Origin of the sequence: Thioclava sp. F36-7, from assembly GCF_002020075.1 — a bacterium.
GTDB classification, from domain to species: Bacteria; Pseudomonadota; Alphaproteobacteria; order Rhodobacterales; family Rhodobacteraceae; genus Thioclava; species Thioclava sediminum.
The window spans coordinates 305,253-319,121 of the sequence record NZ_MPZR01000003.1 but is presented as its reverse complement, the minus strand read 5'-3'; the positions used below and the strand labels follow the sequence as shown (position 1 = coordinate 319,121).

The window sequence follows — 13,869 nt, the reverse complement described above, 5'->3', positions numbered from 1 at the left end:
AATACCGGAATTCTGAGACCCGAAATCACCGCGGGAGGGTCCAGATGAAGACATTACGCAAGGTCGGGGAGCTTTTGCGCCAGTTCACCGCCGCACAGCCGGAGCATTCGGTCACGGATCTGTCACGCGCGATCGGCAATTCCGTGAGCGGCACGCATGACCTCGTGAACGGTCTGGCGCGAATCGGATTGCTGCGAAAGGTCGAGCGCGGGCGCTATCGGCTGGGTCCGCTGGTCGCGACGCTGAACCGCGCGCTGGAGGATAGTTCCGCGCTGACGGAGGCCGCGCGGCCCGTGCTGGCGGCGCTCTGGCGCGACTATGGCGAGACGCTGCACCTGACCTTGCACGATCACGGGCGGCTTCTGGTGCTCGACGCGCTGGAGGGCACGCAGGCGCTGCGGGTCTCTCGCGAGGCGCTGGGGTCTTGGATCTCGCTACATGACAGCCCGCCGGGGATGCTGCATCTGGCGCAGTTCTCCCCGGCACAGCTTGATGAATATCTCGACCGGCACACGCGGCCCGGCTCGCGGCTGGAGGATCGCGCACGCCTGCGCGCGGAGCTGGACGCGCTCGCACGCGACGGGTTCAACGCGGGCGCGCCGAAGGACGAGGCGGATGTGATCTGCGTCTCGGCGCTGATCCGCGACCATATCGCCCAGCCCGTCGCGGTGCTGGTCATCTCGGTCCCCCGCTCGCGCCACGAGGTCCAGCCGCGCGCCTTCCGCAATATCGCCCTGGGCGCCGCGCGGACGATCTCTGAACGCCTGGGGTATGAACTTCGCCCAAACTGAACCTTTGAGGTATTACAGGATACCGCGCACCCGTCTGGCCCAAGCCGCGTGCGCCATGCAAATCTCCCTTATCGAATTGAAGGCGCCGCCCGGAGGAGGGCCGCCCGCCGCATCCGAGGAGGAGACTTATGCGCAACGTAACCGTGGATAATGTGACCGATGTGGTCATCGACTCGCTGGGCCAGCACGCCACGCTCGAGCCGCGCCAGCGCGAGATCATGGAAAGCCTGATCAAGCATCTGCACGGGTTCTGCAAAGACGTGAACCTGACCCATGACGAATTTCTCTATGCCTGCGACTATCTGGGCCGCGCCGGTGCGCTGTGCTCGGACAAGCGTCAGGAATTCATCCTGCTGGGCGACATTCTCGGCGTCGAAGTTCTGGTCGACATGCTCTCGAACCCGATCTCGGGCGACGAGACCGTCTCGACCGTGCTCGGGCCGTTCTTCCGCGAGAACGCTCCGGTGATGCCGAAAGGCGCCTCGACCGTTCAGAAGAACTTCGAGGGTCAGGAAACCGTCTATGTCGAGGGCTATATCCGCGACAACAAGGGCAACCCGATCCCCGGCGCGATCATCGACGTCTGGGAAGACGCGCCGAACGGTCTTTACGAGAACCACGATCCCGATCAGCCCGAATACAACCTGCGCGGCCGCTTCGAGAGCGACGAGAACGGGCATTACGCCTTCGTCGCGATCCGCCCCGTGCCCTACCCGATCCCCGGCGACGAGACCGCGGGCGAGCTGATCCGTTACATGGGCCACCACTGCATGCGCCCGGGCCATATCCACATGATGGTCACGCGCGAGGGCTACCGCCCGCTGATCTCGCAGATCTACGACGCCGATAGCGACTATCTCGACAGCGACTCGGTCTTCGCCGTGAAAGAGGACCTGATCGGCAAGTTCGAGAAGGCGCCCGAAGGTTCGGACACCGATCTGGTTCTGCGCTTCGACTTCACGCTGGGCAATCAGGCTCAGGCGATGGCCGCGGAATGATCCGAGTGGCGTAAAGAGTTCCCGGCGCCGCACGCGTGGCGCCGGATTTACCTTGAAGACCAATGACATATTTCGAAGGACAGAGCCGATGACTACGCCCGGCGTTGCGAAACTCGCAGATCATTTTCAGGGCGCGGACGCCCATGCGGGTCGCCAGATCGCGAAGATCGAGACTATGATCGTCGATTGCCCGACGACCCGGCGTCACAAGCTGTCCAACACGGAAATCAACTTCCAGTCCTATGTGATCGTGCGCGCCGAACTGGCCGACGGATCGGTCGGCTGGGGCGAGGCATCGACGCTGGGCGGTCCTCGCTGGGCCGAGGAAAGCGTCGAGGCGATGAAGGCCAATATCGACACGTATCTGGCCCCGGCGCTGGCGGACGCGAATGCGCTCGATTTCGAGCTGAATGCCGCCAAGATGGCCAAGGCCGCGAGCCGTAACAACGCCGCGCGCGCCGCGGTGGATGCAGCGCTCTACGATGCCGCCGGGCACTCGCTCGATCTGCCGGTCTCGGTCCTGATGGGGGGCGCGGTGCGCGACAAGATCGAGGTGATCTGGGCGCTGGCCTCCGGCGATGCCGATCAGGAAATCGAGGAAGCCAACCGCAAGTTCGACGCGCGCGAGCATCGCCGCTTCAAGATCAAGCTGGGCTTCAACACGCCCGATCAGGACATGATCCGCCTGCGCAAGATCGTCTCGGCGCTGGAGGGCAAAGCCACCGAGATCATCGTCGACGTCAATCAGGGCTGGACCGAAGCGGTCGCGATCCGCTACCTGCCGCAGCTGGCCGAGATGGGCGTCTCGCTGATCGAACAGCCGCTGCGCCCCGGCCTGATCGCCGCGACCGCGCGCGTGGCCGCGCGCGCCGCAATCCCGATCATGGTCGACGAGGCCGCCTTCACCGGCCCCGATATTATCGCCAACGGCATCGCCGCGGCCGGCTCGGTCTATTCGCTGAAACTGGTGAAATCGGGCGGTCTGAACGAGATCAAACGCGCCGCCGGCATTGCGCAGGCCTGCGGGATGGAGCTGTATGGCGGCTGCCTGATCGAAAGCGGCATTGGCGCCGCGGCGCATCTGGCGGTTTTCTCGACCCTGCCCCGGCTCGAATGGGGCTGCGAGCATTTCGGCCCAAAGATCCTGAAAACGGACCTGACCGGCGGCGAAATCCGCTTCGCCGATTTCCACGTCCATTGCCCGACCGGCCCCGGCCTCGGGATCACGGTGAACGAGGACGTGCTGGCCTCCGTCGCGCGGAAAGGCTGAGCCGATGCCGATCCTGCACTGGTCCCCGCGCTCGCCCTATGTCCGCAAAGCGATGGTCGCGCTGCATGAGAAAGGTCTGGCCGATCAAGTCGAGACCGTGCGCACCCATGCCGATCCGATGATCCCGCATGAGGGGCTGATGGCGATCAACCCGCTGTCGAAAATCCCGACGCTGGAGCTGGAGGACGGCCGCGTGCTGTTCGACAGCCATGTGGTCTGCGAATGGGCCGATCTGGAAAGCGCGGACGGCCCGCAGCTTTTCCCCGCCGACCCCGCCGCGCGGCTCGAAGCCGAGCGCGACGAGGCGCTGGGAACGGGGCTTCTGGATGTGGCACTGCCGTGGCTCGTGGAGCTGAAGATGCGGCCCGAGGAACAGCGGTCCGAGCAGATGCTCGCCGTCTACCGGACCAAGATGAACCGGGTTGCGGATTGGCTCGAAGACCACGCCCCACGGCTGACCGAGCGGCCTTTCGATATCGGACATCTGAGCATCGGCGTAGCGCTGTGTTATCTCGATTTCCGCTTCGAGGGTGAGGGCTGGCGCGAGGGCCGCCCGGCACTGGCGGAATGGCACGCACGCTTTGCCGAGCGCCCGTCTGTGCAGGTCACGACCTTCCGCGACGACCCGCGACCGACTTAACGCATCACTTGAACTTCTCGCCACAACCTACTGTTTTCGCGCGAATTTCCGGGTCACCTCCAGAAAGTGCATTACCTGCGGCGCGCGATTGTCGAGCCGCGCATGCACGGTCAGGCCGGTCCCCGGATTATAGCCCTTATAGGGCCGGAAGATCACGCCGGGGCGCTGCGTGCGCGACACCGATTGCGGCACCACGGCGATCCCCACGCCCACGGAAACAAGGCTGATCGCAGATTGAAAATCCTGCGCGAGATCGACGGCCTTCGGCTTGAACCCTTCCCGCGCGCAGATATCGAGCACGACATCGGCATAGCTGGGCCGGGGCTTGCGCGGATAGAGCACGAAGGTCTTATCGGCGAGGTCGGCGAAATGGATCTCGGCGCGGGTGCCGAGGTCGGAATTGTCGGGCAGCGCGAGGATCAGCGGCTCGGTGCAGAGCGGCTCGCGCCGGAATTCCTCGTCGTCGAGGATCGGCCGCGCCACTGCAATGTCGATCTCGCGGCTGACCAGCGCGGTGTGCAGCTCGGCATTGTTCATCGCCGAGAGCTGCAGCTCGACCTCCGGGTAGAAGGAGCGGTAGGATTTGATCAGCGTCGGCAGCACCCCATGCGAAGCTGAGCCGACAAAGGCGATCCGCAGCCGCCCGCCCGCGCCCGAGCCCACCATCTTCGTCTCGCGATAGGCCGCATCCAACCTTTCAAGCAATTGCCGCGCGTGATCCTGCAACACCTCGCCCGCCTGCGTCAGCCGGATCTGGCTGCGCGAGCGGTCGAAGAGCTGCACCTCCAGCTCGGCCTCCAGCGCCGCGATCTGGCGCGACAGCGGCGGCTGCGCGATATCGAGCCGGTTCGCCGCGCGTCCGAAATGCAATTCCTCGGCCACCGCGAGGAAATATTTGAGCCGCTTGAAGTCCATTCCCACGCCTCCTCCCGTTGATACCATATAGGTCATAACGGAACCCTCCTCACTATCGCAAAAGGTATTGGATAATGCCGGGCACGAATGAGGGCTCGCGCCCGGCGGGGGAGGATCAGAAGACCTTCAGGAAACGCAGCTCCGCGACCACGTCGTTGCGGAACCCGCCATCGCTGTTCACGTCCTTTGCCAGCATCCCCTGCACCTGGACGGTCGGGGTAACGAAAGTATTGGCATAGAGGCGGATCTGATCGCGCTCGGTGCGCTGGCCGGTATCAGCGCCGCCCACCTTGATCTTGCCGCCACGCTGCGAGGACAGGCCGAAGGACACGGAGGTCTTCTGGCCGAATTGCTTGCGCAGATAGGCCTGAACCTGCGTGGCGGGGCTGCGCTCGATCTTCTGCCCGCTCTCCGTGTGGTCCATCGTGACCGCCACATCGGCCATCGCGTCGAAATAGAGCCCCTGCCCGAGCCCCTGAATGAACCCGATCTGCGGCGTCAGCGTCCACGTCCCAGAGCCCGCGCTGACCTTCGCCGCTTCATACTGGCCCGTCGGGGCGGTCACGAAGGCGGTCACGCCCAGCGTTGTCCCTGTCTCTGGGTTCGACGGCTGCACCGGCCAGACCGAGAAGCCCAGCGTCAGATCGCCCACGCCCGATTTGGTCGGCTGATCGCCACCGCCGATGCGCGCAGTTTCGAAATTCACGATCGGCAGCACCGCCTAATAGAGCGCAGGCATCCCGAAGGCTTCGGAATAATGCAGCCCGCGCAGGACCATCACATTCACCTTGGCCTTGCTGTCGGGCACCTTCGTCCCGCCGAGCTCGAACGTATCGGCGCTCTGGTGCTGCAGATAAAGCAGCCCGATATTCGTGCCGGACGGCAGGATGTTGTAATCCCCCGGGGCCACGTCGATCGCATGGGCCGGCAGTGCGGCAAGCGACATCAGCGCGCTCAAAGCGAGCGCGGCGCGTTTCAGTTTCATGGATTTCCTCCCTTCGCGTTTCTCTGGTCCGGTCGCTCCGGGCGTCAGGGCTCCTCTTCCCCTGCCCGGTCCGGCTTTCCGCGCGCCGTTGGGACCGACGCGCGGAAAGGATCTGTCAGGCGCTCTCCTTCAACAGACCGCGTTCGCGGGCCATGGTCATTGCGGTGTCCTGGATCATGTCTTCCTGACCGCCGATCATCTTCTTGCGGCCCAGTTCGACAAGGATGTCGCGCGCCGGGATGCCGAAGCGCTCGCCTGCGCGTTTCGCGGGCAGCAGGAAGGTCGAATAGACCCCCGCAAAGCCCAGCGTCAGCGCCTCGCGGTCGGCGCGCACGACGTGATCCATGAACGGAACCACGACATCCTCGGCCAGATCCATCAGCGCGAAAGTGTCGGAGCCAGTCTCGATCTCCATCCGGTCGCAGACAGCGGCCAGCACCTCGATGGGCGCGTTGCCCGCGCCCGCGCCCAGCCCTGCGAGCGAGGCGTCGATCCGCGTCGCGCCCGCGCCGATGGCGGCGATGGAATTGGCGATGCCGAGGCCAAGATTGTGGTGACCGTGGAAGCCGATTTCGGTTTCCGGTTTCAGCGCATCGCGCATCATCGCGATCGCATGGGTGACCTCATGGGTCAGCATCGCGCCCGCCGAGTCCGTGACATAGACGGTGTTGGCGCCATAGCTCTCCATCAGGAGCGCCTGTTCGGTCAGCCCCTCGGCCGAGTTCAGATGCGACATCATCAGGAAGCCCGACGCATCCATGCCAAGCTTGCGCGCGAAGGCGATATGCTGCGGCGAGGTGTCGGCCTCGGTGCAATGGGTCGCGACATGGACCGAGCGCGCACCGCACTGATAGGCCTCTTCGAGCTCTTTCATCGTGCCCAGACCGGGGATCAGCAGCACCGAAATCGTCGCCTGCGTCACCACCTCGGCCACCGCCGAGATATATTCGGCATTGGACGCCAGCGCGCGGCCATGCTGGATCGAATTGCCGCCCAGACCCGCGCCATGGGTGACCTGCATGTAAGGCACGCCCGCCGCATCGAGCCCCTTGGCGATCTTCACCATCATCTCGACCGGGATCTGCTCGCGCTTGGCATGCATCCCGTCGCGCAGGGACATGTCGTGCAGCTTGACCTTGCGGCCCTCGAGGCCGGATTTCACTTTCTGTTGGATCACGCTCTCTGAGGTCATTGTGCCGGCTCCAGTTTCTTGAGTTCCATCGACCCGTCGAGGATCCGCTCGGCGAACATCTCGGCGGTGCGTGCCGCCGCCGCCGTCATGATGTCGAGATTGCCCGCATAGGTCGGCAGGTAGTCGCCAAGCCCTGCGACCTCCATGAAGACCGCGACGCGATTGCCGTCGAAATCGGGGCCGTTCACCAGCTTGTAGCCGGGCACGTAGCGCTGAACCTGCGCGATCATTTCCTTGACCGATCTGGTGATCGCGGCCTGGTCCGGCTCGCCCTCGACCTCGCAATAGATCGTGTTGCGCATGATCATCGGCGGATCGGCGGGGTTGATGATGGCCAGCGCCTTGCCCTTCTTCGCGCCGCCCACCTTCTCGATCGCGTTCGAGGTGGTGAAGGTGAACTCGTCGAGGTTCGCCCGCGTGCCCGGCCCGATGGATTTCGAGGAAAGCGAGGCGATGATCTCGGCATATTCGACCGATTGCACCGCGCCCACGGCCGAGACGATCGGGATCGTCGCCTGACCCGCGCAGGAGATCATGTTGACGTTCATCGGCGTCGCTTTCGCCAGATCGCCGAGGTTCACCGGCGGCACGCATAAGGGGCCGATCGCGGCAGGCGTCAGGTCGACCATGAACACGCCCAACTCGTTGAGCTTGCGCGAGTTTTCCGCATGGACATAGGCCGAGGTCGCGTCGAAAGCGATCTGGATACCGTCTGCCTCGACATGAGGCAGCAGCCCGTCGACGCCCTCATGGGTGACCTTCAGCCCCTTGTCCCTGGCGCGCTTGAGACCATCGGAATTGGGGTCGATGCCGACCATCCAGACCGGCTCCAGCACGTCCGAGCGCAGCAGCTTGAACATCAGATCGGTGCCGATATTGCCCGACCCGATCAGGGCACATTTGATCTTGTTCATCTTGAACCTCCTTGGCTCGGGATCACTCGGTGAAACTCACCGTGATCGAGCCCATCTCGTAAAATCTCGCGGTGATGGAATCGCCGGGTTTGACGGCCACGGCGGCGGTGATCGCGCCAGCCATCACGAAGCTGCCCGCGGGCAGAACCTCACCCATGTCACCCAGCACACCGACCAGCATCGCGATCGCCTCGGCGGGGTGTCCCAGGACCTCGGCGCCCGCGCCGATCTGGGCGATCTCGCCGTTATGCTCCAACACGACGCCCACCGTCCGCAGATCGAGCGCATCGGGGCGGATCATCCGCCCGCCCGGCACATAGCGCGCCGAGCTGGAATTGTCGGCCAGCACCGATTCCAGATCGAACTTGAACCCGGTGAAGCGCGAGTCGATCACCTCCAGCGCGGGCTGGACGTAATCGGTGGCGGCCAGCACGTCTTCTCGGGTGACCTTGCCCGACAGCTCCTTGTTGGTGACAAAAGCGATCTCGGCCTCGACGCGCGGGTGGATCATGTCACTGACGGTGATCTTCGAGTTCGCCGGACGCTCCATCGCATCGGTCAGGAAGCCCACGCCGGGGGTCGAGACGCCCATCTGCGCCATTTTCGGCTTGGAGGTCAGCCCCGCTTTCCAGCCGATCACCCGCTCGCCCTTCTTCTCCAGATTGCGCCGCAGCGCGGTCTGGACGCGATAGGCATCGGCGATGCTCAGATCGGGGTAATCCTCGGTAAGTTTGCGGATCGGCACCGCGTAGCGCTGCGCGGTCTCGACGCGCTCGGCCATGCGGATGATCGCTTCCTCATCGACGGTTTTCGGTTGATCGAGGCTCATACCATCGCCCTCCCGGCAAAACGCATCTCGCACGAGCCGATGCCCGCGATCTCGCAAGTGAAATGATCGCCATCCGTGACGGCCAGCAGCGGCGCCTGCGCGCCCGACAGGATGATCTCTCCGGCCTTCAGCGGAATGCCCAGACGGCCCAGCGTATTGGCCAGCCACGCGACCGCCATCACCGGCGAGCCCTGCACCGCGGCCCCTGCCCCGGTGGCGACGACTTCGCCGTTCTTCTCGATCACCATGCCTGCGAGGCTCAGGTCCAGATCGCGCGGATCGGCCTTGGCCTCGCCCAGTACGAACACGCCGCAAGACGCGTTATCGGCCACGGTGTCCTGGATCTTGATCTGCCAATCTTGATACCGGGTATCGACGATCTCGAAGCACGGCGTCACATAGTCGGTCGCGCGGATCACATCCGTCACGGTCACGCCCGGCCCGATCAGGTCTTCCTTCAGGCGGAAGGCCAGCTCGCCCTCGAGGCGCGGCTGCATCAGTTTCGAAAGGTCGATCGTCGCGCCGTCCTCGAACAGCATCCGCTTCGTCACCTGTCCGAAATCGGGTTGGTAGACGCCAAGCGCGTCCTGAATGGCGCGGCTCGTCAGGCCGATCTTCTTGCCGACGACCGCGTCGCCCGCCTCCAGACGCCGCTCCAGCATCCGCAACTGGATGCGATAGGCGTCCTCGATGTCGCTCTCGGGTTCGAGCGCGCTGATTTTCTGAGTCGGTCGGCCCGAGCGCAGCGCGTCATACAGCGCATCGCCCAAGCTCTCGATCTTGGTGCTGTCCAGCATATGTCCTCCGTCGCGGCCCTCCTCTGCGTCGGTCTCGTGAAACCGATACGGGCTGCCTCCGGATCAAGGCTAAGACGGCGGCGCGATACGCTCCAATACTTTGACGGGCCGGGTTTGATACGGGTTTTGCATCGCGCACCGATGCGGCATCATGCAAAAACGGTATCGCGTGCGGGATGCAAAAGCATTGGAGCGTATCGGCCGGGTTGCCTAGCTTGTCGCCCAAGAGGTGGCTCACGGGAGGACGATATGACCACGCATAAGCTCTTCATCGACGGCGAATACCGCGCCGCGCAATCGGGCAAGACCTTCGACAAGATTTCCCCCTCGACCGGCGAGAAGATCGCCGATGTGCATGAGGCGCTGGCCGAGGATGTGAATGACGCGGTTGAGGCGGCACAGGCGGCGCTGAAAGGCCCCTGGGGCAAGATGCCGAAGGCGCAACGCTGCGACCTGTTGATGAAGCTCGCCGACGCGATCGACGCGCGCAAGGCCGATTTCATGGAAGCGGAAGTGGCCGATACCGGCCACACGCGTGGCTTTGCCGAGAAGGTCGAGATTCCGCGCGGCGCGGCGAACTTCCGGATCTTCGCGGAGATGCTGAAGAACACCGGCGGCGAGTATTTCCACATGGATACCCCCGACGGCACGGGCGCGGCCAATCTCGAGCTGCACCGTCCGAAAGGTGTGATCGGGGTGATATCGCCCTGGAACGCACCCTTCCTGCTGATGACGTGGAAAGTCGGCCCGGCGCTGGCCTGCGGCAACACCGTCGTCGTGAAGCCGTCCGAGGAAAGCCCCGCCACCGCGACACTGCTGGGCGAGGTGATGAACGAGGTGGGCATCCCGAAAGGCGTCTATAACGTGATCCACGGCTTCGGGCCGGAAAGCGCGGGCGAATTGCTGACCCAGCATCCGGGCGTCAACGGCATCACCTTCACCGGCGAGACCCGCACCGGCGAGGCGATCATGAAACAGGCCGCGGTGGGGCTGCGCGATGTGTCGTTCGAGCTGGGCGGCAAGAACCCCGCCATCGTCTTTGCCGATGCGGATATGGACAAGGCGATCGAGGTCACGATGCGCTCGTGTTTCGCCAATACCGGGCAGGTCTGTCTGGGCACCGAGCGGATTTATGTCGAACGCCCCGTCTTCGAGGAATTCGTCAGCCGTCTGAAAGCGGGCGCGGAAGCTCTGATCCAAGGCGGACCGGATACCGACGGCGCGACCATCGGCCCGCTGATCTCGGCCGAGCATCGCGAAAAGGTGCTGAGCTATTACAAGAAGGCCGCCGATCTGGGTGCGCAGATCATCACCGGCGGCGGCGTTCCCGACTTCCCCGAAGGCGACTATCGCAACGGGGGCTTCTTCGTCGAGCCCACGATCTGGACCGGTCTGCCCGAAGACAGCCCCATCGTGCGCGAGGAAATCTTCGGCCCTTGCTGCCACATCCAGCCCTTCGACAGCGAAGACGAGGTGATCGCGATGGCCAATGACACCAATTACGGGCTGTCGGCCACGCTCCTCACCGAAAATCTCAGCCGCGCCCATCGCGTCGGCGGGCAGATGGAGGCGGGTCTCGTCTGGGTCAATTCGTGGTTCCTGCGCGACCTGCGCACGGCCTTCGGTGGCTCGAAATCCTCCGGGATCGGACGCGAAGGCGGGGTGCATTCGCTCGAATTCTACACCGAGCGGACGAACCTCTGCCTCAAGCTGTGAGCGTCCTCCCTCGTCTCAAGGCTTGTGCGCGCGTCCCGGCTTGTCCGGGGCGCGCGTTCGCGTAACTGTGGACGCGGAAAGGGAATGTCATGAACCTGCGCCAGCTTCGCTATTTCATCGCCGTGGCCGAGGAGCTGCATTTCGGTCGCGCGGCCGAGCGGCTGCATGTCTCCCAGCCGCCGATCACCCGCCAGATTCAGGCGCTGGAGGAACAGCTCGGCGCGCAGCTTTTCAACCGCACGCCGCGCGGTGTGGAGCTGACGCAAGCGGGGGCGCTGTTTCTCGATGAGGCGCGCAATATCGCGGCGCTGCTCGATCAGGCGGCGGACCGGGTGCACCGGGCGTCCGAGGGCGGGCTTGGCCGGATCGACATCGCGATCTTCGGCACCGCGATCCTCAGCTTCATCCCGCGCATCATCCTCGAATTCAAACGCCGCTACCCGGATGTGAAAGTGGTGATGCACGCGCTCGACAAGCTGGCGCAGATCGAGGGGCTGCAGAACCGCTCGATCGATCTGGGCTTCAACCGGATGCTGACGCCGGTGCCGGGGCTGGCGATCGAGGAGCTGGCCTCGGAGCCGCTCTATATCGTCGTGCCCGATCCGGGGCCTTTCGCGGATCGCGAGAGCGTCGCGCTGTCGGAACTGGCGCGCGAGCCGATGATGCTGTTTCCCGCCAGCCGCGCGCAGGGGTTCGTCGAAAAGGTCACGGGGCTCTGCCACGAGGCGGGGTTCGCGCCCAATGTCGCGCAGGTCGTGGGCGACGGCTTCACCGCGATGGCGCTGGTGGCGGCAGGGTTCGGCGTCTCGGTCGTCCCGCAATCGATCACATCGGTCATCATGGAGGGCGTGAAATGCCTGCCGATCAGTGATGTGAGCGAGACCGCGCGGGTCGATATCTCCTGCATCTCCCGAGAGGATGACACGTCCCCGATCGTCGCGAACTTCCTAGAAGTCGCACGCAGTTTAAGTCAATAAATTCCGCCACTTGAAAAACGTTCTTCATGCGACAGACCGGACGCGATCCGGGTACTGCATCATGCCATTTGACGGGTTTCCTCTTACCCGGAGCGATGCGCCTTCGGTATCGCAACCCGGACTAAATGGTATTTGATCGTATCGCCTTTTCTGCCCCAATCTCGGTCCACGGACACGCCGAGGAGGCCCCGACACGCGGGGAATGAGGGCGCGTCCCGAGACAGAGGAGCAGTCATGCCGGTAATCCAGATCAACCTTATGGAAGGCCGCACCGAGGCGCAGAAAGAAGCGCTGATGCGCGAGGTCACGCGCGCAGCGGTCGACACGCTGGGCGTCAAGCCGCAGGCCGTTCGGATCATGCTCAACGAGCTGCGCTCGGGCCATTACGCGGTCGCGGGCGAGCCGAAATATGTCGAAGCGAGCGAGCAACCCGCCGCCTCGAACGGCACAGCCCCGACCAACGGCCACGAGAAGGCCCCCGCAAACTGACCGCATTCACCTTATCGAGCTTTAGGGAGGACACCATGAGCTTTCAGGAACAGATCCACGATATCGCGCAGCTTGCCTGCATCGAACTTTTCACCCCCAAATTCGAGGAAAGCTTCTGGTTCTTCCACGATGTGCTGGGCATGACCCCCACCGAGGATGACGGCAAATCCTGCTACCTGCGCGGCTACGAGGATCGCTATCACCACTCGCTGAAGCTGACCCGCTCGGACAAGGCCGGGATCGGCATGGTGGGCTGGCGCGCCTCGTCGCCGCAGGCGCTGGAGCGCCGCGTGGCCGTGCTCGAGGCCTCCGACAATCCGGGCAAATGGGTCGAGGGTCACAAGGGCTATGGCCGCGCCTATGAATTCACGACGCCGGACGGCCACAAGCAGCACCTGTTCTGGGAGGTCGAGTATTACGAGGCCCCGGCAGAGCTGAAATCGAAGTTGCTCTCGCGCGCCCAGAAGCGTCCGCTGCGCGGGGTGCCGGTGCGTCGTCTCGACCACGTCAACCTGCTCTGCTCGGACGTGACCAAGAACGGCAAGTTCCTGCAGGACAATCTCGGCTTCCTGAAGCGTGAGAACGTGGTCTTCGGCGGCTCGGACGAGCTGGCGGCGTGGTTCTCGGTCAGCCCGCTCGTGCACGAGGTCGCCTTCACCAAGGATCAGGCAGGCCCCGGCAACCGTCTGCACCATGTCGCCTTCTGGTATGGCAATCAGGGCCAGATGCTCGACCTTGCCGACATCCTGCAGGAATATGACGTGACCATCGAGGCGGGCCCGGCGAAGCACGGCGTCTCGCAGGCCTATTTCATGTATGTCTACGAGCCCGGCGGCAACCGCATCGAGCTGTTCGGTGACACCGGCTACCTGATCTTCGATCCGGACTGGAAGACGCTGACCTGGGACGAGAGCAACTTCTTCAACGGCGGCGGCGTCTGGTTCGGCGGCGAGCTTCCGCAGGACTTCTTCGTCTATGGCACGCCCATCGTCGAGGCCGCGATGGCCGACGCGGAGACCAAGGACGAAGTGGCCGAGCCGGCCGAGTAACACCTCTCCGCAGTTTCGGAGACTGGCCATCCCCTCGGGGGGTGGCCTTTTTGGTTTTGGGCGGAAAGGGCCGCGCCCGACCTCGGGTGGGCGCTGTACGCGCTCTGTGGCTTGGCGCTTTATCTCGCAAGCCCGTAGACCGGTTATACCCGCGACGCCTTCGCCAATGCGCCCTCCCGGGGGGAGGTCGGGCGCGGCCCGGGGCTAGTCGCCCCGCGCCAAGGAGATCCCGCCCCCTCCAAGGGTATCACAAGGGTAATCCCCAATACCTCCGCGGTATGTTTTCCTTCCCCCGTCCCGCGCGCTA

The 13,869-nt window shown here is 64.3% G+C and carries 15 protein-coding genes; 8 read left to right on the top strand and 7 right to left on the bottom strand.

What is annotated here, in order from left to right; all coding sequences use genetic code 11:
* The first annotated feature begins 44 nt into the window (after nt 1-44).
* The 4 genes from BMI89_RS20565 (at nt 45) to BMI89_RS07300 (ending at nt 3,699) form a co-directional block, all read left to right on the top strand.
* The gene (locus BMI89_RS20565) at nt 45-791 is read left to right on the top strand and encodes an IclR family transcriptional regulator C-terminal domain-containing protein (protein WP_168176779.1); all 747 of its coding nucleotides are present in this window, start codon (nt 45-47) and stop codon (nt 789-791) included.
* Nucleotides 792-919: 128 nt separating this feature from the next.
* Complete coding sequence (locus tag BMI89_RS07310; protein WP_078546917.1) at nt 920-1,789, top strand: dioxygenase; 870 nt, start codon at nt 920-922, stop codon at nt 1,787-1,789.
* 88 nt (nt 1,790-1,877) lie between these two features.
* Nucleotides 1,878-3,059 carry a muconate/chloromuconate family cycloisomerase gene (locus BMI89_RS07305; RefSeq protein ID WP_078570391.1) on the top strand — a complete coding sequence of 394 codons (1,182 nt, stop codon included), beginning with the start codon at nt 1,878-1,880 and terminating at the stop codon, nt 3,057-3,059.
* 4 nt (nt 3,060-3,063) lie between these two features.
* Nucleotides 3,064-3,699 carry a glutathione S-transferase N-terminal domain-containing protein gene (locus BMI89_RS07300; protein WP_078570390.1) on the top strand — a complete coding sequence of 212 codons (636 nt, stop codon included), beginning with the start codon at nt 3,064-3,066 and terminating at the stop codon, nt 3,697-3,699.
* A 27-nt stretch (nt 3,700-3,726) separates the two neighbouring features.
* Here the strand turns inward: BMI89_RS07300 and BMI89_RS07295 are convergent, their stop codons facing one another.
* The 7 genes from BMI89_RS07295 to BMI89_RS07270 all read right to left on the bottom strand — a co-directional run bounded on the left by BMI89_RS07295 (nt 3,727) and on the right by BMI89_RS07270 (nt 9,331).
* Nucleotides 3,727-4,614 (bottom strand): LysR family transcriptional regulator, encoded by an 888-nt coding sequence (locus BMI89_RS07295; RefSeq protein ID WP_078519240.1) that lies wholly within the window; start codon nt 4,612-4,614, stop codon nt 3,727-3,729.
* Nucleotides 4,615-4,729: 115 nt separating this feature from the next.
* Nucleotides 4,730-5,320 (bottom strand): transporter, encoded by a 591-nt coding sequence (locus BMI89_RS07290; RefSeq protein ID WP_246831979.1) that lies wholly within the window; start codon nt 5,318-5,320, stop codon nt 4,730-4,732.
* A gap of 15 nt (nt 5,321-5,335) precedes the next feature.
* A complete protein-coding gene (locus BMI89_RS21070; RefSeq protein WP_246831978.1) occupies nt 5,336-5,599 on the bottom strand; it encodes a hypothetical protein in 264 nt (87 codons plus the stop codon).
* A gap of 115 nt (nt 5,600-5,714) precedes the next feature.
* Nucleotides 5,715-6,791 (bottom strand): 4-hydroxy-2-oxovalerate aldolase, encoded by a 1,077-nt coding sequence (gene dmpG / locus BMI89_RS07285; protein ID WP_078570389.1) that lies wholly within the window; start codon nt 6,789-6,791, stop codon nt 5,715-5,717.
* Nucleotides 6,788-7,705, bottom strand: coding sequence for an acetaldehyde dehydrogenase (acetylating) (locus BMI89_RS07280; protein ID WP_078570388.1), 918 nt, complete (start codon nt 7,703-7,705; stop codon nt 6,788-6,790). The genes dmpG and BMI89_RS07280 overlap by 4 nt, the downstream gene beginning before the upstream one ends.
* Nucleotides 7,706-7,727: 22 nt before the next feature.
* Nucleotides 7,728-8,534 (bottom strand): 2-oxo-3-hexenedioate decarboxylase, encoded by an 807-nt coding sequence (dmpH, locus tag BMI89_RS07275; protein WP_078570387.1) that lies wholly within the window; start codon nt 8,532-8,534, stop codon nt 7,728-7,730.
* Complete coding sequence (locus tag BMI89_RS07270) at nt 8,531-9,331, bottom strand: fumarylacetoacetate hydrolase family protein (RefSeq protein ID WP_281478234.1); 801 nt, start codon at nt 9,329-9,331, stop codon at nt 8,531-8,533. The genes dmpH and BMI89_RS07270 overlap by 4 nt, the downstream gene beginning before the upstream one ends.
* 249 nt (nt 9,332-9,580) lie before the next feature.
* Between BMI89_RS07270 and BMI89_RS07265 the strand changes: the two genes are divergently transcribed.
* The 4 genes from BMI89_RS07265 to BMI89_RS07250 all read left to right on the top strand — a co-directional run bounded on the left by BMI89_RS07265 (nt 9,581) and on the right by BMI89_RS07250 (nt 13,562).
* On the top strand, nt 9,581-11,047 hold the full coding sequence (locus tag BMI89_RS07265) for a 2-hydroxymuconic semialdehyde dehydrogenase (protein WP_078570386.1): 1,467 nt from the start codon (nt 9,581-9,583) through the stop codon (nt 11,045-11,047).
* A gap of 89 nt (nt 11,048-11,136) precedes the next feature.
* Nucleotides 11,137-12,024, top strand: a complete 888-nt coding sequence (locus tag BMI89_RS07260; RefSeq protein WP_078570385.1) for a LysR family transcriptional regulator — start codon at nt 11,137-11,139, stop codon at nt 12,022-12,024.
* A gap of 132 nt (nt 12,025-12,156) precedes the next feature.
* A complete protein-coding gene (locus BMI89_RS07255) occupies nt 12,157-12,513 on the top strand; it encodes a 2-hydroxymuconate tautomerase (RefSeq protein WP_281478231.1) in 357 nt (118 codons plus the stop codon).
* A 35-nt stretch (nt 12,514-12,548) separates the two neighbouring features.
* Nucleotides 12,549-13,562 (top strand): VOC family protein, encoded by a 1,014-nt coding sequence (locus tag BMI89_RS07250; RefSeq protein ID WP_078546899.1) that lies wholly within the window; start codon nt 12,549-12,551, stop codon nt 13,560-13,562.
* Nucleotides 13,563-13,869 lie beyond the last annotated feature (307 nt).

What these genes read in the sequence shown, in the direction of transcription:
- BMI89_RS20565 (WP_168176779.1), top strand. Translation starts at nt 45, where the DNA reads ATGAAGACATTACGCAAGGTCGGGGAGCTTTTGCGCCAGTTCACCGCC.
- BMI89_RS07310 (WP_078546917.1), top strand. Translation starts at nt 920, where the DNA reads ATGCGCAACGTAACCGTGGATAATGTGACCGATGTGGTCATCGACTCG.
- BMI89_RS07305 (WP_078570391.1), top strand. Translation starts at nt 1,878, where the DNA reads ATGACTACGCCCGGCGTTGCGAAACTCGCAGATCATTTTCAGGGCGCG.
- BMI89_RS07300 (WP_078570390.1), top strand. Translation starts at nt 3,064, where the DNA reads ATGCCGATCCTGCACTGGTCCCCGCGCTCGCCCTATGTCCGCAAAGCG.
- BMI89_RS07295 (WP_078519240.1), bottom strand. Translation starts at nt 4,614, where the DNA reads ATGGACTTCAAGCGGCTCAAATATTTCCTCGCGGTGGCCGAGGAATTG.
- BMI89_RS21070 (WP_246831978.1), bottom strand. Translation starts at nt 5,599, where the DNA reads ATGAAACTGAAACGCGCCGCGCTCGCTTTGAGCGCGCTGATGTCGCTT.
- dmpG (WP_078570389.1), bottom strand. Translation starts at nt 6,791, where the DNA reads ATGACCTCAGAGAGCGTGATCCAACAGAAAGTGAAATCCGGCCTCGAG.
- BMI89_RS07280 (WP_078570388.1), bottom strand. Translation starts at nt 7,705, where the DNA reads ATGAACAAGATCAAATGTGCCCTGATCGGGTCGGGCAATATCGGCACC.
- dmpH (WP_078570387.1), bottom strand. Translation starts at nt 8,534, where the DNA reads ATGAGCCTCGATCAACCGAAAACCGTCGATGAGGAAGCGATCATCCGC.
- BMI89_RS07270 (WP_281478234.1), bottom strand. Translation starts at nt 9,331, where the DNA reads ATGCTGGACAGCACCAAGATCGAGAGCTTGGGCGATGCGCTGTATGAC.
- BMI89_RS07265 (WP_078570386.1), top strand. Translation starts at nt 9,581, where the DNA reads ATGACCACGCATAAGCTCTTCATCGACGGCGAATACCGCGCCGCGCAA.
- BMI89_RS07260 (WP_078570385.1), top strand. Translation starts at nt 11,137, where the DNA reads ATGAACCTGCGCCAGCTTCGCTATTTCATCGCCGTGGCCGAGGAGCTG.
- BMI89_RS07250 (WP_078546899.1), top strand. Translation starts at nt 12,549, where the DNA reads ATGAGCTTTCAGGAACAGATCCACGATATCGCGCAGCTTGCCTGCATC.